A 24,588-nucleotide genomic window follows, 5' to 3' on the forward strand; every position below is an offset into this window, starting at 1 on the left:
AAAAACCACGGCATAAGATCGCCGTGGTTGGGAAATGTAATTTTAAATGGTCGAGTTAATCGTATACGTTCGAATTAGCTCTGGGAAGCCGAAGCCGTCTGCAGTGCAGGGGAGAACGGGAAATACGTCTTAGCATTGTTGTAGGCAATGCCTTGTACAATCTCACCTAATAGCTCCATATCTTGCGGAGCTTCGCCCTGCTCAGCCCACTCGCCGATTAGATTACATACTAAGCGGCGGAAATATTCATGCCGAGTATAGGATAAGAAGCTGCGTGAATCGGTCAGCATGCCGACAAAGCGACTGATTAAGCCCACGTTCGCAAGTGCTCTCATCTGAGCTAACATGCCGTCCTTGGTATCATTGAACCACCAAGCAGCACCAAGCTGAATTTTACCTGGAATACCTCCGCCTTGGAAGCTGCCCATAATTGCGGCGAGCACTTCATTATCACGTGGGTTCAGAGAATACAGAATCGTTTTGGGCAGTGCCTGCTCTTGCTCAAGCGCATCCAATAGACCGATTACAGCCGAAGAAAGTGGTGTATCATTCACGGAATCATATCCGGTATCTGGCCCCAGCTTCGCAAACATCCGGCTGTTATTATTACGAGCGGCATTGATATGGAACTGCATCACCCAGCCCCGATCGGCATACAGCTTCCCTAGGAAGGTCAGCGTCACCGTCTTGTACTTATCCTCTTCCTCACGGGTGACTTTCTGACCCGCAAATGCTTTGGCAAAAATCGCTCCTGCCTCTTCACGTGTTGCTTCGCCAAATGGAACATAATCGAGCGCATGGTCAGACACACGGCCGCCAACAGAATGGAAGAATTCCACTCGGGATTCTAGTGCCGCAAGGAAGGAATCATAGTCCTCAATTGCCGTACCCGCAGCTTGAGATAGCTTGCCTACCCATTCGGTAAAGGATTCCCGATTCAACTCCAGTCCTTTGTCAGGACGGAAAGACGGCAACACAGCCGTTTCGAATCCTTCGATCTCCTTAATCTTGAGATGGTATTCCAAGGAATCGCACGGATCATCCGTCGTACATACCACTGTCACATTGGACTTCGTGATTAAGTCTCGCGCACCGAACCCTTCACTGTTCAGCTTGGCATTTACTTTTTCCCAGACGGATGGTGCGCTCTTCTCGTTCAATACTTCATAGACACCAAAATAGCGCTGTAGCTCCAGATGAGACCAAGCGTACAATGGGTTGCCAATCATCATCGGTACGGTTTTGGCATATGCCAGAAAACGATCATAGTCGGTAACACCCTCGCCGCCCGTGATGTATTGCTCTTCAATTCCGTTTGCGCGCATGAGACGCCATTTGTAATGATCTCCATATAACCAGGCTTCTGTGATGTTGCCAAAGGTCTTATTCTCATAAATCTCCTGAGGACTGAGGTGGCAATGATAGTCAATAATCGGCATGTCTTTGACGTAGTCCTCATATAACCTTACCGCCGTTTCGTTGTGCAGCAGAAATTGTTCATCAAGAAAAGATTTCATGTATCATGCACGCTCCCTTTAGGTGAGTTTACGTTCATATGGGTTCACTTCCCACCTTGTACGCTACACTGTTTGCCACCAAAGTTCAATACAAAATGATAGCGTTATCAAAAAAGGTTGATTTAGGCATATACGGTTGAACAAGGTATACTGGTTTTAATCACAATTATGCTGATCTGAAGATCGCATGTAAGGAGATGAAGGCATGAAAATTACATTTCTCGGTACAGGAGACATGTTCAGTGTAGACCAACACCATAACAGTGTATTGGCTGAATTCGGTGATACCCATCTAGTGATCGATTTTCCAGAATCGAACGCGAAGGCATTGAAGCAATATGGCTTGCCGATGACAGATATACATAACGTCTTCATTACGCATTTGCACGAAGACCATATTAACGGTGTACAGATGCTTGGATACTATGCTCAGATTGTGGGTGACCGGAAACCACGTCTGTTTATCCATGAAGAGCTGGTCGATCCGCTGTGGAGCATTCTCTCTCCTGGTATGCGTTATACGACAGATGGGGAACGTACGATGAGTGATTATTACGATGTGGTTCCACTACCCGATGGAGGAACGTTCGAGCTGGGCGGTGTTACGTTTGAAACGTTCCGTACGCAGCATGTACCGGGAATGGTCAGCAATGGGCTGATGGCCAAACCTTACTTCTACTACAGTGCAGATAGCACACTTGACTGGAAGCGTGTGGAAGAGGTTGCCGAGAATGTGCAGCTTATATTCCATGAATGCCATATGCATGACCTCGTTATCAAGTCACATACCTCTTTGAAGGATCTGGAGCAATTGCCTGCTCAAGTTAGAGCGAAGACTGTGCTCATGCATTATCACGATGAGTATGCGAATGCCGACAAGCGGGCTGAATTCAATCAACAGCATGACCTACGAATGGCGGGTACACTGGAATCGTTCGAGCTTGATACGTAGGTAAGTATAGGAGATTGCGTTGTTCCTCAAGCTTTCCTTTTCCTATACACCAATACACCAGCATATTTAACAAAATAAATGCCTACATCGACACTTGTCCCACTTCCAATGCTCTACTGGAGCGAGACAAGTGTCTGTTCTTATTCATTAGAAAGTGACTCCATGTATGCCTGAGCCTCTGTGGATGGCTCTGCCTGAATATAAAAGTAATCTTCCGTTCGTTCGTCTTCTGAGCCATACGAAATTTTAATGTACATACTCTGATAGTCAGAAAGGGCGCTCCGGCTGATATCTGCTTTGGGCTTCAATATGTAACTCCGACCTATGCTTAATCCGAGCGGTTCATTGTTCGGTTCTAGGTTAATTTCATAATCATTCGATGTATTGGTGTTCAGCAGATCCGTTGCGTCGATCACATTCATCATAGCGGGTGCAAGCGTAAAGGATTGAATAACGTTGGCAAGTGGGATCTGCACATCATTCACAAGAACATCATAGGTGATCCGATCTCCATCTGCCTCATGACTCACATTAACGGTCGCTGTCAGCGTGTATTTATCAGACATAGTCTGCTGAAAGGAATCTCGATTGTTCTTGATGCGCTCCTCGAGATCTCTCCTTTCACTGTTTAGTGTATAGGAGTCGGTGCGTTTCACCTGGCCCATCGCCGAATCAGAGGTACATGCAGTTAAGCACAGTATGAGCATGATCATGCATAATGCTGTCCATATTGGCCTGCTCAATGTCATCCCTCCCCTCGTCTTCATTGGTGTTGATTTATATATAACTCAAGCCGATCGAACGACCATCGAAAAGTTTAATTCATTTATACATTTGGCTTATAATACCAATTAAGGATATCACAAATAGATAAGGATGGGTTACTTTTTATGCGTATGACCCTACCTATACCTTCTCCTATCCTGTTCCTATTCCCGATCTTGTTATCTCCTCTTTTCTTCTCTAGCTCACACGTACCCAGCACAAAAAGGGCTTCCACGCCAGCCATTCAGGCTAACGCGCAACCCCCTTCTACACTTGAGCTATTGTCCTTGATGTAAGGCTATTACAGTACTAACAACTAGGATGACGTTGAGGTATGTTCCTCATCTGGCAGAGCCCATACCGCTACACTTCCACCATTAACATGGAACGTCGCCCAGCCATCTTCCTCAATCGTTACACTCTCCTCGCGGCTATGTGTAAGATCCGTCCAGACCTCTCCAGCCCGATGTTCACCAATAAACATACGCTTCTCCCCATCGTCTCCGTTGGAGATCACCACAGCACAGCCGGAGCCCTCGAACTCCTCCGCACCACGGCGCACCCAACCAATCGTATTGGCATGGTCGAAGTAGTCTTCCTGCTCGCCATACGCCTTATGACAGCGTGCATAGAGCAGAATGTCTAAGATCTCTTTTTTCCCCTCAACAGGTTCAGGGCCACCGATGCCGTAATAATCTCCGTAAAAGACTACCGGGTACCCGTCACGACGCAGTAGCGTCAGTGCATATGCACTTGGTTTGAACCAATCCCCAACCCAGGATTCAAGTGCCTCATGCGGCTGAGAATCGTGATTATCTACAAATGTCACGGCATGCGTAGGATGTGTGTGCACTAAAGTATCTTCGAAAATTTTGGAGAGATCGAAATCTCTACCCGCCAGAGACGCCTCATGCAATTTATAGTGTAGGGACACATCGAATAGATCGATCTGATAATCCACCGTATCCAAGAACTGCCGGCATGCATCCAGATTGGGGTTCCAGAACTCGCCTACAATGTAGAAATCCTGACCCCGTTTCCGTATCATCTCGGCAGCGAATGCTTTGATGAACTCATGATTGATATGTTTGATCGCATCCAGACGGAAGCCGCCACATTGCAACGTATCAATCAGCCATTTGCCCCACTCGATCATTTCGTCTTTGACTTCCGGATGATTATAGTCGATGTTGGCGAACATGAGATAGTCGTAGTTACCAAACTCATCGTCGACGTTTTCATTCCAATTCTTGCCCTCTTCGGCAATACGGAATACACCTGTGCGCTCTTGCCTTGCATCAAAATCCGTTCCGTTGAAATGCTTATAGTTCCATTTGAAGGAGGAGTACTGGTCTCCCCGACCCGGAAAATCAAACTTGGTCCAGCCCTCGATCTCAAAAGGCTTAGATATCTCCTTCATTCGATCATTCGGATCGACCTCAACCACGGGGAATACTTCCGTCTCGTCCGCGCCTGCCTTATGATTCATCACGAGATCGACATAGACGACAATGCCATTCTTCTGGCACTCGGCAATCGCCTCCACCAATTCTTGCTTCGTGCCATATTTGGTGCGTACAGTGCCCTTTTGATCGAATTCGCCCAGATCGTATAGATCGTAAACACCGTATCCGGTATCCTCGGCCGACACTGCTTTGGTTACAGGGGGTACCCACACCGAGTCAATTCCTATGGCCTTTAGCTCAGGAGCCATCTCGGCCAATCGCTTCCAGTGGTTTCCGTCTGCGCTAAGATGCCATTCAAAAAACTGCATCATCGTATGGTTTCTTTTCATTACAAACAGACCTCCTTTAGTGCTTACGAAGCGGACCTCGGAGTGTATACGTATCCCGTAGTTCGTTCGGTTGCTAACCAAGTAATAACCCGCTAGACCCCCTATTCAATCATGCGAGCAGAAAAATATAACCACTAGCCATGCTATGACAGAGCACATGTAGAGGTCAGTGTTGCCTCCTGATTTTGTTTCAGCCCAGCTTACCTGGCCTTATTCGGGTGAATCAGCGTGTAGTCTCTCCACTCCTCCGGTAACAGCGAATGATACGGTTCCTGCGTGAACCGGTCGTCAATCAATACCAGAATGCCGTGGTCTTGCTCAGTACGAATGAGCCTGCCACCTGCTTGCAGCACTTTGTTCATACCTGGGAAAATATAAGCATAGTTGAACCCTCTGCGCCCTGTGCGATCAAAATAATCTTTAAGCACATTGTTCTCTAGACCAATCTGCGGTAACCCTGCACCGACCACCACGACGCCGTTCAGTCGATCACCAGGTAAATCCACACCTTCGGCAAATACGCCGCCAAGAACAGCAAAGCCCAGTCGAGTTCGCTCCGGATTCGGCTGGAACGCGTTCAAGAACTGATCCCGCTCCTCTTCACTCATACCTTGTTCCTGCATGACAGCATCCACCTGGCTCCCTGCAAACACTCGCATATACGTCTCATGCACTTCACGCATGTACGGATAGGAAGGGAAAAAGACCAACAAATTATGACGCGGGCGTTCAGCAACAAGTTGATCGAGTAGCTGAGCAATGGCAAGCCGTGATGCTTCTCGATCCTTGTAACGAACAGATAATGGCATGAGGCGCACGTCCAACTGTTCGCGAGAGAATGGGGAAGGCACCTGTAACGTATAGTCCTCTTCCCCTGCTCCCAGCATATCCCGGTAATAGCTCATCGGAGATAGCGTTGCTGAGAAATGCACGACGCTGCGGAAACCTTTGGCCGTCTGACGAAGCAGGGCGGACGGATCCAGACAAAATAGCTTAATTCGCACTTCACTGCGCTCACATTCTGCATAAGTCATGAACCGTTCATCATACAACTTGGCGATGCGCAGGAAATTCTGAGCGGTGAAATAGCCATCCAGCAGCAATTCATCTATCTCAGCATGCCCCGATCCTCCCTCCAGAAGACACTGCTCGGCAGCCATCACAAACGGTTCAAGCAGATCAATAAGCTCTTCCGGCATTTCTTGGTTATACAATTTATCCTCATCTCCGCCATTCTTGCGGATGGTTAGCAGGTACGTATCCACACCACCGGCACGATCAGAGATGGCTTTAGCCGCAGGCACACTGCTGGCTAATTCTTTGAATTCTCTTTTTAGTTCAAGAAAAACAGACTTCACCAGCTCAGCCGAGAACATATTCCGGCCACGATCCACTAGATTGTGCGCCTCATCCACCAGAACGACGGTTCTGCGCTTCTGTTCCTCCAGCATGCGTTTTAACGAGATCCGTGGATCAAAAATATAATTGTAATCACAGATGACTGCATCAGCAGCATAGGCTGCGTCGAGTGAGAATTCAAACGGACAGACGCGATGCTTGCGAGCGTACTGCTCAATGACAGGGCGCGTCATTAATGTCTCATGTTCCAGCATGTCCAGTACTGCTCCATTGATACGGTCATAGTATCCCTCGCACATGCTGCACTGCCCTGCATCACAGGATTCTTCTTCTTTGAAGCAGATTTTGTCCTTGGCGGTTAGGCTGATCGCATGAATGTTTAATCCCTGAGCCTGCATTCGTGCGAAGGCTTCTTCTGCGGTAGCTCTTGTTGTCGTTCTTGCCGTCAGGTAGAACAGCCTTTCAGCCTCACCCTCTCCAATGGCTTTGACCGCAGGAAAAAGCACCGACATCGTTTTGCCAATGCCCGTGGGGGCCTTCGCCATCAACCCTTGCCCTCACGGATCGTCTGGTACACGGCTCCTGCTAACTTCCGTTGTCCTTCCCGGTATTTCTGAAAAGGGAACCCAAGCGCGCGTACACTAACATCACGCTTCTCTTCATATGCAGCAATCATCTCTGCATAAGGGGCGTAGCCAGCGATAACCTCTGCCGCAAATTGCTCAAGCTCATGCCGCTCCATCATGCGCCGGAATCGTCGCTCTTCGCTGTTCACCGTGTGCACATATGTTAATTGCACCTGCATTCTTGGCTCATCATTCACTGCTGCATACATATAAGCGTACATGATCGCCTGCGCCCAATGTACCGGAAGACCTTCGCCCAGCTCATCCAGAGGGCCAGCCGTAGACTTGATCTCATCTACCGTTAACTGCCCTTCAAGACGAATGATGCCATCGCAGCGCCCTTCAACAATATAAGTCAGGTCACCATGTTGAAGTTCTGCCTCTAGCACCACTTCCTTCTGGTCTTCCTCGGTGTACCCCTTCTGAACGCGCTGGTGGATTCTGGTTCCTTCCTGCATGGATGCATTGGTGCGGAATCCTGGCCGGATACTGCCACTACGATACACATATTCCACCAAAGGACGCACCGATATTCGAATAGTAGTTGTCATACGATCACCCGTTCTCATAGTATTCTCTATACTTTATCATAAATAGACACATCCTCGTCTATCCCATAATTGGACTCGTCCTATTTCGATGTGCTATGTTGTGGAAGATATGACTAGGGCATATTGAGACATGTCCTATACTAAGGAGGCCGTTACGATGTACATTTATTTGGTTCCTTCCCCTACTCCAGATGCTCTTGCTGCATATCCACACCTCACATTGCGCAGTGAAGATGAAGTTCGACTCGCGCTGGAGTCATCCGAACGATTGATGAACATCGAATCCGATGATCACGTTGCAGCCTATGAGGCTTTTGATGCCGCAGGAAGCTGGACAGGCGGTGGATTTGCTGTACTGAATAATATTCCTGTGACAGAAGACGGACGCGGCGACTTCGAGGAACGATTCAAAAACCGTGCGCGCAAGGTAGAAGAAGAACCCGGTTTTGTCGGTATTCGTGTACTTCGTCCACTTAAGGATGACACATATGTTGTACTTACGCTCTGGCAATCCGAAGCACATTTCAAAGGCTGGCAGGAGTCTCAAGCCTATAGCCACGCCCATCGTAACCGGAGTACGAGCGAAGGACTCACTGCTCAGAAGCCTAACATGTTTCCGCGACCTTCCTTTGTGACCACATATACCATAACGTAACTAGAACAAGATATACATCACGTGTTGTCCTGATGACCTCATCCTATTTGGATGGGGTCTGTTTGGGTTATATAGGCCTATATAGATTGAACAAGGCATTTACACGAGAACGAAAAGGACAGAAATAACATGGAGAAGCGGAGCGTTCGCCTTTATCCCCGGATTTCCCCTTTGGAAAAGGAATTCATAAAAATCTGGGGATAACAGCGATCGGAAGGTTGTTCTGTCATTGGAGTGGTCAGTGTAAATATTTATAGTTCAACCTACATAGGTACTTTTTTGACACAGGAACCCTCTAGATAGGATAATTATTGTTAAACGAAACTTCGGAAGGGAAGGCGGTACGTTTGTCACGCAGTTCACTCACCCGGTTTCTAAAAGGACCGTTTATATGGTTTACCCTGATTATGATCCTCAAAAGCTCACTTGCCTGGATCGTCATCTTCGATGATATCCCGCTGTGGAAACCCTTGCTCACGGAACTACCCATGATCTGGGCTTGCTTCTGTCTGATTGAATGGTTTGCAGCCAAACGGCGAATGTGGTTATACCTTGGGCTTAATCTACTGCTGTCAGGCATCTTCTTCGCCGCGATTATGTATTACAAATATTACGGTGTCATCGTCAACTATCATGCCCTCGCTCAGGTGAACCAGGTTACGTCTGTTAAGAGCAGTATGTTCTCTCTGCTTGACCCGTATTATCTCTTTATTTTCACAGATATCGTTATTATCGGTGGCTTGTTAATCCGTCGCCGGATGAAATTCGGTAAACCAGAACACCCCGCTGAGAAGCTGGTGGAGCGAAAAACGAGAAGGCGGATCGCGTCTGTTGTTCTAGTGATGTCACTCGTCATAGGTATGCTCAACATCTACCCTAACCGGGCAAGCATGAGTGAGATTACCCAAGCAGAACAGATGGGCATTCTTGGCTACGAAGCCTTTACCATTCTGGCAGATCGTCCAGATCAGCCTGTGCCTGTCAATCAGATCACTCAAGATCGAATTGAGGAACTGAAGCAGACAACCGAGCTGCCAGCGATCAATCTATCAGGAGCAGCCAAAGGGCGTAATGTAATCATGCTGCAGCTGGAATCGTTCCAGAATTTCCTGATCGGACTCCAAGTTGATGGACAAGAGATCACACCTCATCTCAACCAGTTGGTAAGGGATAGCATGTATTTTCCGAATTTCTATCAACAGGTGGGACAAGGAAATACGTCGGATGCAGAATTTGTGGTGAACACGTCGTTCTATATTCCGCCCAATGGTGCAGCGGCTACCGTATATGCAGACAAAGCGCTCCCTAGTCTACCCAAACTCATGTCTGCCAATGGGTATCAAACGGCTACTTTTCACACCAACGATGTGCGATTCTGGAATCGGGATCAACTCTATCAGGCTCTGGGCTTCGACAAGTATTATGACATTAATTATTTCGGTACGGATGATACCATCGCCTTCTCTGCTTCAGATGATGTGTTATACGAGAAAACGCTGGATCAACTAGAAGCTATGCAGTCCGCTGGCTCACCCTATTACGCTCATATTATTTCAATGTCGGCGCACCATCCGTATCATTTGCCAGACAGCAAGATTAGTTTAGAATTGCCTGCTCGATATCAAGATACGTTGCCTGGCGATTATCTCATCTCCCAGCATTATGCTGACCAAGCAGTTGGGGCATTTATAGATGGGCTCAAGGAACGTGGATTGTGGGATAACAGTCTGCTCGTAGTATATGGAGATCATCTTGGACTTCCCATCTACTCCCTAGATCCCGATGACGAAGTGTTAATGGAAGAACTCTATGGACGAGCCTATACTTCGGTGGACATGATTAACATTCCCCTCATCGTTAACGCGCCAGGAATAACCCCTGCTGTGCAACTCGAACAGCTCGGGGACAGGTGGATATTTTGCCAACGATTGCGGGACTTACTGGCGTATCTCTGCAAGATCAGCTTCATTTCGGACAAGATCTGCTGCGAGAAGGGGGAAACCTGCTGCCAGAGCGATATTACCTGCCTTCCGGTTCTGTCCTCAATGACGCGTCCTTATTCGTTCCAGCCACAGGCTACGGGGACGGGATGCATTATTCTCTTGCACATGCAGGTAGACATGACGCACCTCAATGGAATATTCCGAGCGAGCCATTGTCCCATCCTAGTGCGGATGAAGCTTCGACCACTTTAAGGGGCTCATCCAGCTCTACCGAGTTACCATCTACATCTTCTGCCGGATATGTAACCAAGGATCAATATGACCGAGCACTACAGCTTATGCACTTATCCAATAGTTATCTGATCCAGTTACCCGAGCATCGCGGAGCGAAATAGCCAAGTCATGTAGATGATAACCTCTTCTAAAAGTGCAACCAGTAGCGACCTTGCCTCCATAACATAGGGGACTGGGTCGCTTTATTTATTTGATAGAACCATAGAACGCCCCACTCTTTGAGTGGTCACTCGACATTCAGACTTGCCTACCATTCTAGCAAGGAATGAATATGTTCCATTTGTGAAAAAAATAACCCGAACCCTAAAAAGTCAGGGCTCAGGTTATTGGGCTTATTACAAAGGCAACAATGGAACGGTTGTACGTGCAGACAGTTTGTCCACCATCTCCAGCCATTCCTTCGGTTTGTTCGGCAATACCGCATAGTAACGATTCAGGAAATCAGCTACGAGGCTCGCTGGCAGTTCACCTTGGTTCTCATCACTTGGCATGAAGCACAGATCAAGTCCGCCTACAGCTTCGCCATCGCCTTGCCAGGATGGATGAACGTAAGGGAAGTCCAAGCGTTGGTAACCGAGGTGTGACAGCACTTCACGACGAACATACGGATTCATCGGTTTAATACCACCAAACTCATGGTCTTGATCCAGATAAGGATTGTAAATCTCAGCGAACATACCGAACAGCTCTTTGCCATTCGCCGCTGCCAGACTCTTCAGATCACGCTCGCGATGGCGAGCAAGGAAACTACCGATGCCCAATCCTTCACGACCGATAATCGTAAAATCAGTCATAGCAACGTTCCAATCCTCATAGTAGCGGTATTCTGTAGCGCCAACTACATTACCTTCATGAACAGCAACGAACACCCGGATGCCCGGATCTTCCAGTGGCTCTTCCCAGAGTGGGAAATCCAATACTTCCTCTGCCGGGAAAATCTCTTGCATTAGCTTGTGCATCTGAGCGAACAATGGGTCTTTAATCGATGTTATACGCGTAAATTCCATATGACCATATTCCTCCTTAATATAGATGCCCTCAGGCATCCTTCGTAATCAAAAGCTTACTTTTTAAACAACCTCTATAAATGGGTTGCTCCACTCCATTAATGCGGCGTAATCACAAGACTCTTCATCATCCAGATAATTGGCCGTCACACCTACCGGCATACGTCCACAACGTAGCAGGAATGATATGACGGGATCATGCAGTTCTCCTGCAACGACTTGCTCTAGATATTGCTCCGCAGACATCTGCTCTGCCACGAGATGGTATCCCGGCATTCTGCCAGCACCAAGCAGTCGATCCATTCCTTGATGAATAACTAATTGATACATCGCCTGCATCATTAACTGGGCAAGTCCCCATTTGCGATACTTCGGACGCACGCACAGATCCACGATGTACAACGTATTACCATCGGGCTGATGATTGCGGATATAACCATCATCTGTAACCTCAGTCCACGAATGATTAACTGGTTGAGCTGGGTCCCATTGCATTCGAAGTGACGTCATGGACCCTGCAAGTTCCCCATCCACTTCAATACAGATGGCTCCGTCCGCATAATGCGTAACATGACTCGCCAGTTGTTCATGGTTCCAGAGCAGCTCCTCCGGGTAGGGTGGAGGGAAGCTCTCTGCCTGAATGCGGATCAATTCATCAAAGTCCGCTTCCGCATAAGTACGAATGACTGCTCTCACCGGCTTGCGCTGGCGATCCGGGCCGGTGATTCGTATTTCTTTATGATACATCCTGACCGACTCCTCCTCTCAGGCAGTTCAATCTATTCCCAATCGGTATACAGATCTGTACGGCGGTCACGCCACGTAGTTACCGAACCACGCTCACGCACCTCATACAGCAAGTCTAGATCCAGATCAGCGGTTACGATCATATCGTTATTGATCTCACCTTCAGCCAGAATACCGCGTGGTGGGAAAGGTACATCGTTCGGTGTAATGATTGCAGCCTGTCCATAGTTGGCACGCATGAAGTCTACTGTTGGCAGATTACCCACCGTTCCAGTCAGCACCACATAGACTTGGTTCTCTACCGCACGAGCATGACTTGTATAACGCACACGGTAGAATCCATGACGGTCGTCCGTGCAGGAAGGACAGAAGATCACATCGGCACCCTTCGCTTTAGCCATACGCACGATCTCTGGGAATTCAATATCGTAACAGGTTAGCATCGCAATGCGGCCTTTATCCGTGTCGAACACTTCTAGCCCATCCCCAGCAGCCATGTTCCACTCTTCCACTTCTGTTGGCGTAATATGAATCTTCGCCTGGCGGGCGATACGACCATCTGGATAGAACATGTGAGCCGTATTATACAGCTTGCCTTCACGGCGAATGACGTGTGTACCGCCGATCAGATACATGCCATATTTGGCAGCGAGCGACGTGAACAATTGCTCATATTGCTCTGTAAAACTTGGCAGATCCTCAATCGTTAATGCATTTCCTTGTTCGTCCCCAATGGACATTAATTGGGTGGTAAAAAATTCGGGGAACAGCACAAATTCGGTTCCGAATTCGTCGGCTGTCCGTATGTAATGCTCTGCCTGTGCAGCGAACTGCTCAAACGAGCTAATCGTCTGTAATTGATACTGTACAGCGGATACCCGCAGTTTCATGACGCCACCTCCAAAATTAGTTAGATCCATTTCATACCATATCAACATGATTCTGATGTAACTATCTATAGATAGATTGAACCGTTCTGATCAATACCTAGCCCTGATTGAAGTAGCTGAAGATATTTATGAAATGGATTCTATTCTGCTCTCATTGTAACAACGAAATGCACGAATTTCTATTTTCATTTGTACAAGCGCCCTACTTATTCAGCATAGACTGGGTGAACCCAATCCACTCCCTCGTGGCAAAAGAAAGATACCGATCCTTCCGCCAGATCATGCCAAGCTGCCATGGGATTACAGGCTCCGTCACGGGGATAATTCGAACACGCATATGATCGACCTCTCGGCAGATCGTCTCTGGTAGCAATGCTACGCCCAGGTTGGCTGCCACCATCGCACTGAGTAGATCCCACTGGGAGCTCTCATAGACAACCCGTGGCTGAAACCCTGCATCCTGACAAGCGGCAATAATGCGATCATGTAACGCAAAATCCTCTCGGAATAACACAAATGCGTCCTGCTCCAGTTCACGAAGTGCAACCGATGGTTTGCCCGCAAGTGGGTGTGTAGGATGCACCAACAGATTAAGCTTCTCTTTTACAAACACAAAATGATCCAAAACCTCATCCATCGTAGGTAATACAGCCACCCCGATATCAAGTGCACCGCTTATGACGTCAGCCTCAACCTTTTTCGCTCCGTCTTCGAATAATTGAATACTCACTTGCGGATAAGCTTTGTGGAATTCACCAATAATCATCGGAAAAAAGCTGGACCCAACCATCGGCGGTAGTCCAATCCGCAAATGCCCCTTCTTCAGGTTCATCAGATCGTCCAATTCGGACGATAGACTGCGGAAGGACTTCTCAATCTCCACGGCCTGACGGAAAAAAACATGCCCTGCATCTGTCAGTTGAACCTTTTTGCCATAACGGTCCAACAGGGTGACACCTAACTCATCTTCTAAGCTTTTGACCGTCTTACTAATCGTTGGTTGTGTGATGAACAAAACTTCAGCGGCTTTGGTGAAGCTCTGTTGCCGAGCAACCTCTAGAAAATATTGCAAATGGCGGATATCCATCGTCTGATTCCAGCCTCTCATAGATAAATGGAATAGAAAACATTCTTAATATGCATTTTACTCATGAAAGGATGCAATGTAAAATTTGTGATATCAAAGCAAGTTTCATTTGTTTTCATAAAAAACGAACGCACCCACGTTGATGATATAAGGAGGGATTCATGTGAAGAAATGGGGTCTTGGCATTCTCCAGGTTGCGATCTTGATGGCCTTCTCACTGCTCATGAACCAGCTTGCTGGTGCTCTCCATCTGCCTGTACCCGGCTCAATTCTTGGTATGGTTGCCCTCTTCCTGCTGCTTCAGACTGGCGTTGTGAAACTGCGCTGGATCGAGGTCGGAGCCGCCTGGTTGCTGGGTGAGCTACTATTGTTCTTCATACCTTCCGCCGTTGGAATTATGAATTACATGCCTATGTTAGAGCATGATGGATTGCAAATTTTATTTATCGTACTGCTTAGCACATTTCTGGTCATGGTCTGCACAGGCCTCGTTGCCACTCGGATTGCCAAACGAAAGGAGCGTCACACGGGATGATTGGATTCCTATGCTTGCTGTTAACTGTCGGAATTTACTGGATTGCCAAACGAATGTATCGCAGCCTGCCCAAAGTGTATCTGTCTCCGCTGCTCATTACGCCTCTTCTTGTCGTTGGTGTACTGCTTGCAACTGGCACAGATTATGCCGCCTACAGCAGTGGTGGCAAGTGGCTTAGTTTATTATTGCAGCCTGCAACGGTTGCCTTTGCGGTGCCGCTCTATACCTTTTTCCATATTCTCAAAAAACATATTTCGGAGATTGTCTTCAGTGTCATGACAGGCTCTATCGTTGCCGTTCTCTCTTCTGCCCTGCTCGCCAAATGGATGCGTCTTGACCCCGGGCTGGTGCACAGCCTTATCCCAAGATCCATCACCACGCCGATTGCCATGAATGTCTCGGCTACGATTGGTGGAATTCCTGCAGTGACTGCCGTATTCGTGATTATCACAGGGCTACTCGGTGCCATTATGGGCCTTCCATTGTTAAAATGCTTCGCATTGATGGAGAGATTGCTCGCGGAACACTGCTTGGAACCGGTGCCCATGGAACGGGAACCTCGAAAGCATTTGAGCTGAGTTCGTTGACTGGAACCATATCAAGTATCTCCATGGTACTTGCCGCGTTGTTCACTTTAGCCGTTGCGCCTCTTCTCTCCAGTCTTATTTTCCCATAATAGATGGAATTATCCCTATTTTTTGAAATATTATTGTTGTATTAAAGCCCTTTCTTCCTTACAATAAGGACAGGTTTTAATTGCTAATATTGCGGGGGAGATGCGATGAAAAGAACCGGAATGAAGAGATCTCTGGACCGCCTTGGACGAATTGTCCTTCCCAAAGAAATGCGGGATACGATGGAAATCCATATCGGCGATCCTCTCGAGTTTTTCATTGAAGGGAAAGAGTTGATTTTGAGAAAGTACAAATCAACATTGTGTATTTTTTGCGGTGACGTGGATACGGAAATGTATTTCAAAGAGCAATTCATCTGCCGGACTTGTGCAATTCAATTAAAGCACCCAGATGACACTCCCGACTGGTTCGTACCTCAGACTAAACAGGCTCCTGCACCCGTGGAGCGTCCTGCTGGCAAACCCGCTACTAACTCATCTTCAGAATGGGAAGAAGGCCAAGCAGCTACAGGAACCGAATACCCGGATCTTCGTCCGAAAACGGCACGTATGCTGCAACAAATGAAGGAAATTGTTGAACAGAATCCTGGTTTAGCCCAACAGCAAATTGCCGAGAAGTTAGGCATTAGCCAAGGTCGTGTCTCTCAGCTCAAGAAACTGCTATAAGAGGTTGTTCAGTCTATTGAACCTGTACTAAAATATAATGCATATATTATTAATATTTTTGGAGACCTTCCGATTCCGGAAGCCCGCCTGCAAGAGAACCCGTTGATCACTGTGGGTTCTTTTTTTTGATTAATACATCCTATGGATTGGAAAGGAATCGTATGGATAACATTCAATATTTATCCCAATTTAATCTCATGGCTTGCCTATCGGAATCCGACCTGATTGAAATGGACAGCATGACGTCGATCACGACCCTCCCCAAAGATACATTGATACAAACTCCCGACCAGTTTAAAGAAGGGTTCTATTTTGTGAAAAAGGGAACCGTTCGCCTATACACGATTAATGTAGAGGGTAAGCAATTTACACTGGATATGTTGGGTGAAGGTAACGTGTTTGGAGAGATGAATGGCATTTCACTTGGCACTCGTATGCTGTATATCGAAACAATGGAGGAATGTGACATATGCCTGATGAACAGGCAACGATTTGAAAAATTTCTTATCGAACATCCCAGATTCATGATGAACCTAATGAAAGTGCTGAGTGAGCGCATCCAGAGTATGAGTGAGCTGACACAGAAGTTCGCTCTGGGGACTCTCCATGATAAAATCATGCATAATCTCATTCGGCTCGCCGCTCAGGTTGGATCAAGCGAAGAAGGCGAATACTTCCGAATGAATTGTGCCATTACTCATCAGGAGATCGCTTGGATGGCGGGAGCCACCCGGGAGTCCGTTACCGTTGCACTTCAGGAGCTTTTGAGAGCAGGCCGCATTCGTACCGGATATAAGACCATATCGGTACATCGCGAAGAAATGGCGGCCAACCGCAGTAGAAGCTCACAATTGTAAGGTTCATTACATCTCTGACCCTCCACACAATGTATCGTGTAGATTAACTACACACTTTTAAGGAGGATATCCTAATGAGCCACAAAACAGCTCAGCCTACAACTGAAGACATTCTTTCGCGCAAAGGTGCACGCACCGCCAAGGACATTCCCAAGCATGTCCTTCAGCTATTACAAGCTGGGCAGATCGAATCTGTAAATCTGACGGAATGGCTGGCGGTGGATCACCTGCTTCTATTTCAACAGATTATTGTTGAATGGAAACTACATAACGAAAGCCATGAAATCATTGAACAGCTAGCTCGAATGAAGGAGCATCGTATTATGAAGATCATTCCCGCTATTGCCAGTGGATGGCTGCAAATTATGGATAATCAAGATCTTCATGGACGATCGTCCCTCTTCTCCGCCCTTGCCGAGCATCGCTCGGATGGTGTACGCTGCTGGGCTGCATATATCATTGGACTGGATCCTCGTCTGAATCTAGCAGATAAATTAGAGCGAATCACTCCATTTGCAGCTGATCATCATTTTGGCGTGAGAGAAATCGCCTGGATGGCTGTTCGATCCCCTGTCACCGCCGAGCTGTCAGAAGCATTAGAACTCCTCGCCCACTGGGTAACCCACCCAGACCCACTTATTCGACGCTTCGCCATAGAAGTGATAAGACCGCATGGTGTCTGGTCCAAACATATTCAGCAGCTAAAAGAACAACCTGAGCTCGCCCTCCCCCTGCTTGAGCATGTAAAGTCAGATACGGTTAAATACGTACAAGACTCCGTCAGTAACTGGCTGAACGATGCCAGCAAGTCCAATCCTGATTGGGTTCGTCAGATATGTAACAACTGGGCTGAACAATCGGATACTAAGCATACACGGCGAATCATTACACGTGCACAACGTAGTCTATAAAGCGGAGCCATTCACCATGCTTGTGATTAGCCTTTGCGGTTGGACGGCTCTAGTGACATAAATCAAAGAGAGGATTGCTGTAAGATAAACAGCAATCCTCTCTTTGATATGCCTATGTGAAATTGAAAGTTAAGCTTGTACCGCTTCAATATCCGTATCTTCCATCTGACGCAGACTTACAATCAGAACAACAATATTAGCTACCAGCAGCACCGCTGGGAAAGGAATAGCTCCATACTGTCCATAGATCAAGTGGCTTCCTACAGCCCCAATCAGTATAAACGTCAGCAAGCCAGCAGCCAGAACACGGGTACGTGGAATTAACAATCCAACGGCACTCAGAAGCTCAACCCCGCCGATCAGATACATGGTCCATTTTGGATAAGAGAAGCTGTCAAAGGTCTGTACCATCATATCCGCACCTACAACCTTGTTATACCCCGTCATTACAAATACACCTGCAAGCACAACTAATAAAATATATCCTAAAATTCTCATATGTATGTTCCTCCGTTTTAATATGTCATGTTAGTTGTTGTACTAATCGTACTTCAATCTAAAGGTCTCTTCGTCTTCATTCTATGTAAAGGTTACCGAGGTAACTCTATCTTTCGCTTCAGCTAAAGGTGATACATCCCAGCATAATTATATGTATACATATAATACAGACTAAAAATCATTAACTTACTTTTATGAAGTGAGTATATAATAATAAGATTATTTAATCAAGTAATTTTTTGATAAATGGTGTATAATACGTACAAAAGGTATGTTACAGTATTATTAGTAGTAACTTAGTAACTTGCGTTGACTTGATTGTCCTTTATTTTCGTTAGAGTGGCAGAGAGCCAATTCTTTATATACATGAACTATGTCATCTATCTTCCTTGAATCGAGGTGAACACGTTGAGATTGAGAAAAGTGAAGTCCCCAAGTCCCTGTCTGATCACACAAGCCATGGATATTATCGGTAAGAAGTGGGTGCTGTTGATCATGTATCAACTCTTATCTGGACCCAAACGGTTTACGGAGCTTGAATCGGAGATGGCTATTAGCGGACGACTATTATCCGAGCGTCTGAAAGAGATGGAGACGGAAGGCATTGTCACAAGGCATATGTATCCTGAAATTCCTCCTCGGGTTGAATACGAGCTAACACCTAAAGGTAGAGCCATTGAACCCGTCATTAATCAGATTTATGGATGGTCGTCTGAATGGTTGAAACGATAGCATCATCCAGTTGGTTAAGCCATCTTATCCGCCAAAGTAATTGTCGTTATTGAGCTTGCTTAGCGATTGGCTGAATAAATATGTGCAACACGAAGACGCCTGACTGCGGTAGATCCTCGGATCACTTCCGCTGTCAGGCGTCTTTCATTACCTTTATATTCACCGATGTAATTTAATTAATAATCAAAGAATATGAATTACGCTTTAACGAGCTTTACCTGCGCTTTAATGAGAAAGCTCCTTCAGGGGCTGTAATTGCACGGGCAATCCAGACTCGGCTGACGCTAATGCTGCGGTCGTAATCTCTTGGGTGCGACATGCATCTGCATAATCGGAGAGAATGCGTGAACGATCCCCTGTGCGAAGAGCGTGGATGAATGCTTCATTTTCCCGTTCATATGGATTATGCCCTGCCGGAATTTCCTGTCCTGCCATTGCATGACGAGCTGCACTTGGAAGCAGAAGACGTTCCGGTGTCCAATCCCACACGCCTGCTTCGGTATAGAACTGTAGCCCTGCACCGCCCTCACCATCGGGTAGTAAGCAAGTGTTCGCAATACTGGCAATCGCACCACTCTGCAGCTTGATGGATACATTAGCTACATCCGATACCGTAACATGGTCGTGCTTCTCATGCATGATACGCTGAGCGGCAACAGCATACACCTCAGTCACTTCACCTGCGCAATACCGTAATAAGTCCACAATATGTGTAGTCTGTTCTACGAATTGACCTCCGGAGCCCTCTTGTCTACGCCACCAAGCCACGCCAGGCATGCCGCCCATCCAGCGTCCAAGCGCCATACCGACTGTCTGCTCTTGGATCGCTTCCCTTAGTACCTGAGCTGCCTCTTGGTATCTGAAGTGATAGCCTACGGAGGTTAGCAATCCCGTCTTTTGTACTTGTGACAAGATTTGTTTCGGGATATCCATGCCTGTGCTGAGTGGTTTCTCCACCAGGAATGGGATGTTACGACGTATCAGTTCAGCTTCTATTGAACCGTGAGACATTGGAGGTACACAGATGTAGACAGCGTCTAACTTCTGACCGTCCAACATATGCTCCAGCTCACCATAACCAGCAGCATCATATACAGAAGCCATTGCCTCCGCTTTCTCTTGTGTTGTACCAAGAACGGCAGCGACACGTACACCTTCCATTTTTGCTAGAATATCTGCATGAACCTTACTGAACCAACCTGTTCCAATGATTCCGATCTGCAATGTCATGGATGTAGCCCCTTTCTAAATTACGCGCTTACATGTTCCATTCGACCCCCAGTGTCGAAATCCTGCCTTACTTTTTGCCAGATGCCTCCAGCAGCAAGCGATCCAGTTCCTGTCTATACCCTTCTGTCTGTTCATCTGTCCACAATAAACGTTCGCTCATATAACGAACAACAGCGGTCTTCCACGCTCGAACTTCGTTAATACGGAAAAATAAATCACCCGTTCTCCTTACGAAGAAATCGGCAGGAGTCACCGTCATTTCTTCTTCTATCGAATACTTGAGCATTAACAACAGCTCCGGTGGCAACCCATGCCACTCGGCTTTCGTTCGTGGATCGGGCATCCGATCATAGAGAGCATCCACATTTGAACCATAGGTACGTGCCAGCCGTTCAGCCGCACGGCGCTCTAACCCAAGTGCAACGCCATCCTTAATTTTACGTTCTGCATAGGATTCGAATCCAGCAGAACCGCCTACATTGCCTCCGGAGATCGGCATCTTTTTGGTCAAGCACGCCTTCACCGATCGCCCTGTTTCCTTCTCCAACTGGCGAGCAGCCAAATCTACGACCATTTCAGCCATTTTACGATACCCCGTTAATTTACCTCCAGCAATCGTAATCAGCCCTGAAGGCGATACCCAAACCTCATCCTTACGAGAAATTTCAGAGGGATCTTTACCCTCTTCATGGATGAGTGGGCGCACCCCTGCCCAGCCAGACTCTACATCCTCCGCACGAATATTCATCTGAGGGAACATGCCGTTGATCGCATGGATCACGTAATCTCGATCAGATTCAGAAATCAATGGATGTGCCGGATCATCCGTATACACGGTGTCTGTTGTGCCTACATAGGTTTTGCCATCTCGCGGAACCGCAAATACCATCCTTCCGTCAGGTGTATCAAAATAAACAGCCTGCCTTAACGGAAATCGTGAACCGTCGAACACTAAGTGAATGCCTTTGGTCATCTGTAAAGTCTTGCCTTCACGGGAACCATCCGCCTTACGCAGCTCATCCACCCACGGACCTGAAGCATTGATGAACTTGCTTGCTCGAAGCTGATAAGAATGACCATGAATTTGATCCGTCGCCTGGATACCGATGATTTGACCGTTTTCTTTAATGAATCCGTCCGCTTTCACATAGTTCACAGCCTGCGCCCCAAAACGTACCGCTTCTTTCATTACTTCAATGGTCAGCCTTGCATCGTCCGTGCGATACTCAACGTAAAGTCCGCTGCCTAACAGTCCCTCTTTGCCCAGTAAAGGCTCCATGTCTGCTGTTGCCCCGGCATTTAACATTTTGCGCCGTTCACTATACTTCACGCCGGCTAATCGGTCATACACCATTAATCCCAGGGATGTACTGAACCGACCGAAAGTACCTGCCGTATAGATCGGCAACAACATCGGTTCAGGTGTGGTCACATGCGGTCCATTTTCATATACGACAGCTCGCTCACGACCTACCTCAGCGACCATCTTCACTTCAAACTGCTTCAAATACCGCAGACCTCCATGAACCAGCTTAGTGGAACGACTGGAGGTTCCCGCCGCAAAATCCTGCATTTCCACAACGGCTGTCTTCAATCCACGGGAAGCTGCATCCAGCGCAATACCTGCTCCCGTGATGCCACCTCCAATAACCAATATGTCAAAATGTGCATTCGCCATGTCTTGCAAATATGCCGTACGATTGATCGCTGAGAAAGAAGCCGTCATCCGTCTCACTCCCATTCATTCCCTTTATTTTATCCGCAAAAGAACAAAAAAAAGACCACGTCATTCGCTACAGCAATTGCTGAGCGGTACGTGGTCTCTCCCGATCTCCAGACATCATTTTTTAACTTGTAACCCAATCCTAACACACATTTTGAACGGCGTGAAGTCCTGAAATGACACATTATTCAAAAAAATTTTAAATTTTTCATAATGACAAGGATGGATTTTCAAACTGAACCACTAAGGCTTAACTTTTCCTAATAGTGGGTATATGGATTTTGTTACACAGGAAGATATCCCCTGTAATTTATGCATCATTTTCCACCAGTAAATCTCAGCCATTCCATATGTTTAATAAAAAAGTGCAAATGTATTTTTTCCTACTGCCACTTATTTAAAAGCCATTGCCGCCGCTACTGCACGCTGCCAACCTGCATATAGCTCGGTTCGTTGCTCAGGTGCCATCACCGGTTGGAATTCTCGCTCCGTGTTCTCATGATCCTTCAATTCCTCCGCGCTATTCCAGTAACCCACAGCAAGCCCTGCCAAGTAAGCTGCGCCTAATGCAGTCGTCTCATTCACTGTAGGGCGTTCAACGGGAATACCCAAAATATCACTTTGGAACTGCATTAAGAAATCATTGGCTGCCGCTCCGCCATCTACTCGCAGTTCATTTACCACAATTCCTGAATCGGTCTGCATTGCAGCAAGCACGTCTCTGGTCTGGTAGGCCAGTGCTTCTAGCGTAGCCCGGATAAAATGCTCCTTCGTCGTCCCACGTGTCAGACCAAAAACGGCTCCCTTCACTTCACTATCCCAGTAGGGACTACCTAATCCAACAAAGGCAGGCACCATGTATACGCCATCCGTTGATGGGACACGCGCAGCATAATCCTCGCTATCTCGGGATGAACGAAGCATTCGAAGACCATCTCGCAACCACTGCACCGCTGAGCCTGCAACAAAGATGCTGCCTTCTAGGGCATACTCCACCTTGCCATTAATCCCCCAAGCAATGGTTGTAATAAGCCCATGGTCGGATTGCACAGGCTCCTCACCTGTATTCATCAACATGAAGCAGCCCGTGCCATAGGTGTTTTTCATACTGCCCTTGGTGTAGCAGCCCTGACCGAATAACGCTGCCTGTTGGTCACCTGCCGCACCTGCAATGGGAATTGTATGACCGAAGAAATGATATTCTGTCGTGTATGCATACACTTCGGATGATCCGCGTACTTCTGGCAACATCACCTTCGGGATATCTAGAATATCCAATATTTCCTCATCCCACTGTAATTCATAAATATTGTACAGGAGTGTACGTGAAGCATTAGACACATCGGTGATGTGTGTGCCCCCGCTTAGCTTCCAGATCAGCCAACTATCAATCGTGCCAAATAACAGTTCTCCCTGTTCCGCACGCTCTCGTGCACCAGGCACATGATCCAGAATCCACTTCACTTTAGTTCCCGAGAAATATGGATTAATAAGCAGACCTGTTTTGCGATGGAAGAGATCGCTGAGTCCTCTCGTTTTCAGCTCGTCGCAGATCTCGGCTGTCTGTATGGACTGCCATACAACCGCGTTATAGATCGGCCGTCCTGTTTCTTTATCCCATACCACGACCGTTTCACGCTGATTCGTGATTCCAATTCCGGCAATCTGAGCTGGTTTAATTCCGCTCTCCGCGAGGCATGATGCCATAACTGCCAGGATGGAGCTCCAGATCTCATTCGCATTTTGCTCAACCCATCCGGGCTTGGGAAAATATTGCGGGAATTCCTGCTGAGCAGTATGCACAATCTCTCCATTCCGGTTAAACAAAATGGCTCGTGAACTCGTTGTTCCCTGATCCAGCGCCATAATATATTTTTCCATCCAAACAACCTCCTGTTTAATGACTATGTAAGCGATTCCCCAAAATGACGGATCAAGTCCGTATTGGACGTCGTAACGGTTGTTGCTCCGGCTTGTAGTGCAAGCTCCACCTCGTGAGCCGAACGAATCAGTCCGCCTGCAATGATCGGTATGCCCGTTCGATCAGATACTTCTGTAATAATATGCGGAATAATGCCAGGCAGCACCTCTATAAAATCAGGCTGAGTCTTCGTCAGCAAATGATAGCTCTTCTCCAAAGCATTGGTATCGAGCAAGAATATTCGCTGAATGGCCGTAATTCCTTTTTGCTTCGCTTTCTGTATAACACTTGCTCGTGTTGAGATCAGCCCTGCTGGGCGAATGTGCTGACACAGATACTCCGCAGCATATTCATCATTTTTGAGTCCCTGGATCAGATCAGCATGCAGCAATATTTGCTTGTCTCGCCGCCGTGCTTCATCCAGCAAACTCTGAAGCTGTGCAATATGCGTATCTAGCATGACCCCATATCGATACGGCCCTTCAATCATCGCTTCAAATTGCTTCATACTCTTGGCAGCTGGCAAAATACGCTGTCCCTGAAAAGGCATGCGGCTCCCCCTACGTAAATCAGATGCCTATATTGTATATTCCATGCTCTGTTAACGGCAAGCGATGCAGGTTATTCAGACCCAAAAAAGCTGCCGTCCCCTCACGAGGAGGTGATGACAGCAGCGTTTATCTAAACTCACAT

20 protein-coding genes and 2 pseudogenes are annotated in these 24,588 nt (G+C 47.2%); 9 read left to right on the top strand and 13 right to left on the bottom strand.

Annotated elements, in window-relative coordinates:
* Nucleotides 1–74 precede the first annotated feature (74 nt).
* Nucleotides 75–1,517, bottom strand: a complete 1,443-nt coding sequence (gene uxaC, locus DMB88_RS28155) for a glucuronate isomerase (RefSeq protein WP_128103942.1) — start codon at nucleotides 1,515–1,517, stop codon at nucleotides 75–77.
* A gap of 205 nt (nucleotides 1,518–1,722) precedes the next feature.
* Between uxaC and DMB88_RS28160 the strand changes: the two genes are divergently transcribed.
* Nucleotides 1,723–2,469, top strand: coding sequence for an MBL fold metallo-hydrolase (locus DMB88_RS28160; RefSeq protein WP_128103943.1), 747 nt, complete (start codon nucleotides 1,723–1,725; stop codon nucleotides 2,467–2,469).
* Nucleotides 2,470–2,609: 140 nt separating this feature from the next.
* On the opposite strand, the gene DMB88_RS28165 is transcribed toward DMB88_RS28160, so the two are convergent.
* From DMB88_RS28165 to DMB88_RS28175, 3 genes and pseudogenes are all read right to left on the bottom strand, one after another.
* Entirely contained in the window at nucleotides 2,610–3,212 is a 603-nt protein-coding gene (locus DMB88_RS28165; RefSeq protein ID WP_128103944.1) for a hypothetical protein, read from the bottom strand.
* A 338-nt stretch (nucleotides 3,213–3,550) separates the two neighbouring features.
* Nucleotides 3,551–5,029 carry an alpha-amylase gene (locus DMB88_RS28170; RefSeq protein WP_128103945.1) on the bottom strand — a complete coding sequence of 493 codons (1,479 nt, stop codon included), beginning with the start codon at nucleotides 5,027–5,029 and terminating at the stop codon, nucleotides 3,551–3,553.
* 200 nt (nucleotides 5,030–5,229) lie between these two features.
* Nucleotides 5,230–7,565: pseudogene (locus tag DMB88_RS28175) on the bottom strand (helicase C-terminal domain-containing protein).
* Between the two features lie 157 nt (nucleotides 7,566–7,722).
* Between DMB88_RS28175 and DMB88_RS31830 the strand changes: the two are divergent.
* Both DMB88_RS31830 and DMB88_RS28185 read left to right on the top strand, forming a co-directional pair.
* On the top strand, nucleotides 7,723–8,220 hold the full coding sequence (locus DMB88_RS31830; protein WP_128103946.1) for an antibiotic biosynthesis monooxygenase family protein: 498 nt from the start codon (nucleotides 7,723–7,725) through the stop codon (nucleotides 8,218–8,220).
* A gap of 347 nt (nucleotides 8,221–8,567) precedes the next feature.
* The gene (locus tag DMB88_RS28185; RefSeq protein WP_254438371.1) at nucleotides 8,568–10,415 is read left to right on the top strand and encodes an LTA synthase family protein; all 1,848 of its coding nucleotides are present in this window, start codon (nucleotides 8,568–8,570) and stop codon (nucleotides 10,413–10,415) included.
* A 377-nt stretch (nucleotides 10,416–10,792) separates the two neighbouring features.
* Here DMB88_RS28185 and DMB88_RS28190 read toward each other — a convergent pair whose 3' ends face one another.
* The 4 genes from DMB88_RS28190 to DMB88_RS28205 form a co-directional block, all read right to left on the bottom strand.
* Nucleotides 10,793–11,464, bottom strand: a complete 672-nt coding sequence (locus tag DMB88_RS28190; RefSeq protein ID WP_128103947.1) for a GNAT family protein — start codon at nucleotides 11,462–11,464, stop codon at nucleotides 10,793–10,795.
* Nucleotides 11,465–11,527: 63 nt separating this feature from the next.
* The gene (locus DMB88_RS28195) at nucleotides 11,528–12,211 is read right to left on the bottom strand and encodes a GNAT family N-acetyltransferase (protein ID WP_128103948.1); all 684 of its coding nucleotides are present in this window, start codon (nucleotides 12,209–12,211) and stop codon (nucleotides 11,528–11,530) included.
* Nucleotides 12,212–12,243: 32 nt separating this feature from the next.
* A complete protein-coding gene (locus tag DMB88_RS28200) occupies nucleotides 12,244–13,101 on the bottom strand; it encodes a carbon-nitrogen hydrolase family protein (RefSeq protein WP_128103949.1) in 858 nt (285 codons plus the stop codon).
* Between the two features lie 202 nt (nucleotides 13,102–13,303).
* Nucleotides 13,304–14,188: a cidABC operon transcriptional activator CidR gene (locus tag DMB88_RS28205; RefSeq protein ID WP_128103950.1), complete on the bottom strand. Its 885-nt coding sequence runs from the start codon at nucleotides 14,186–14,188 to the stop codon at nucleotides 13,304–13,306.
* 163 nt (nucleotides 14,189–14,351) lie between these two features.
* Between DMB88_RS28205 and DMB88_RS28210 the strand changes: the two genes are divergently transcribed.
* The 5 genes and pseudogenes from DMB88_RS28210 to DMB88_RS28230 all read left to right on the top strand — a co-directional run bounded on the left by DMB88_RS28210 (nucleotide 14,352) and on the right by DMB88_RS28230 (nucleotide 17,791).
* Nucleotides 14,352–14,723 carry a CidA/LrgA family protein gene (locus DMB88_RS28210; RefSeq protein WP_128103951.1) on the top strand — a complete coding sequence of 124 codons (372 nt, stop codon included), beginning with the start codon at nucleotides 14,352–14,354 and terminating at the stop codon, nucleotides 14,721–14,723.
* Nucleotides 14,720–15,399: pseudogene (locus DMB88_RS28215) on the top strand (CidB/LrgB family autolysis modulator). The gene DMB88_RS28210 and the pseudogene DMB88_RS28215 overlap by 4 nt, the downstream one beginning before the upstream one ends.
* A 105-nt stretch (nucleotides 15,400–15,504) precedes the next feature.
* A complete protein-coding gene (locus DMB88_RS28220; protein ID WP_128103952.1) occupies nucleotides 15,505–16,023 on the top strand; it encodes an AbrB/MazE/SpoVT family DNA-binding domain-containing protein in 519 nt (172 codons plus the stop codon).
* Nucleotides 16,024–16,184: 161 nt separating this feature from the next.
* Nucleotides 16,185–16,880, top strand: a complete 696-nt coding sequence (locus DMB88_RS28225) for a Crp/Fnr family transcriptional regulator (protein WP_128103953.1) — start codon at nucleotides 16,185–16,187, stop codon at nucleotides 16,878–16,880.
* A gap of 74 nt (nucleotides 16,881–16,954) precedes the next feature.
* On the top strand, nucleotides 16,955–17,791 hold the full coding sequence (locus DMB88_RS28230; RefSeq protein WP_254438372.1) for a DNA alkylation repair protein: 837 nt from the start codon (nucleotides 16,955–16,957) through the stop codon (nucleotides 17,789–17,791).
* Nucleotides 17,792–17,920: 129 nt separating this feature from the next.
* Here the strand turns inward: DMB88_RS28230 and DMB88_RS28235 are convergent, their stop codons facing one another.
* Nucleotides 17,921–18,289: a DoxX family protein gene (locus tag DMB88_RS28235; RefSeq protein ID WP_128103954.1), complete on the bottom strand. Its 369-nt coding sequence runs from the start codon at nucleotides 18,287–18,289 to the stop codon at nucleotides 17,921–17,923.
* A 459-nt stretch (nucleotides 18,290–18,748) separates the two neighbouring features.
* Between DMB88_RS28235 and DMB88_RS28240 the strand changes: the two genes are divergently transcribed.
* Complete coding sequence (locus tag DMB88_RS28240) at nucleotides 18,749–19,021, top strand: winged helix-turn-helix transcriptional regulator (RefSeq protein WP_128104642.1); 273 nt, start codon at nucleotides 18,749–18,751, stop codon at nucleotides 19,019–19,021.
* 225 nt (nucleotides 19,022–19,246) lie between these two features.
* On the opposite strand, the gene DMB88_RS28245 is transcribed toward DMB88_RS28240, so the two are convergent.
* The 4 genes from DMB88_RS28245 to DMB88_RS28260 form a co-directional block, all read right to left on the bottom strand.
* Nucleotides 19,247–20,251 (bottom strand): Gfo/Idh/MocA family protein, encoded by a 1,005-nt coding sequence (locus DMB88_RS28245; protein WP_128103955.1) that lies wholly within the window; start codon nucleotides 20,249–20,251, stop codon nucleotides 19,247–19,249.
* A gap of 67 nt (nucleotides 20,252–20,318) precedes the next feature.
* Entirely contained in the window at nucleotides 20,319–21,977 is a 1,659-nt protein-coding gene (locus DMB88_RS28250) for a glycerol-3-phosphate dehydrogenase/oxidase (RefSeq protein ID WP_128103956.1), read from the bottom strand.
* A gap of 390 nt (nucleotides 21,978–22,367) precedes the next feature.
* Nucleotides 22,368–23,855: a glycerol kinase GlpK gene (gene glpK, locus DMB88_RS28255; protein ID WP_128103957.1), complete on the bottom strand. Its 1,488-nt coding sequence runs from the start codon at nucleotides 23,853–23,855 to the stop codon at nucleotides 22,368–22,370.
* Between the two features lie 23 nt (nucleotides 23,856–23,878).
* On the bottom strand, nucleotides 23,879–24,445 hold the full coding sequence (locus tag DMB88_RS28260) for a glycerol-3-phosphate responsive antiterminator (protein ID WP_128103958.1): 567 nt from the start codon (nucleotides 24,443–24,445) through the stop codon (nucleotides 23,879–23,881).
* Nucleotides 24,446–24,588: the final 143 nt, after the last annotated feature.

The sequence above is a fragment of the Paenibacillus sp. DCT19 genome (genome assembly GCF_003268635.1).
In the GTDB taxonomy this organism is placed as follows: domain Bacteria; phylum Bacillota; class Bacilli; order Paenibacillales; family Paenibacillaceae; genus Paenibacillus.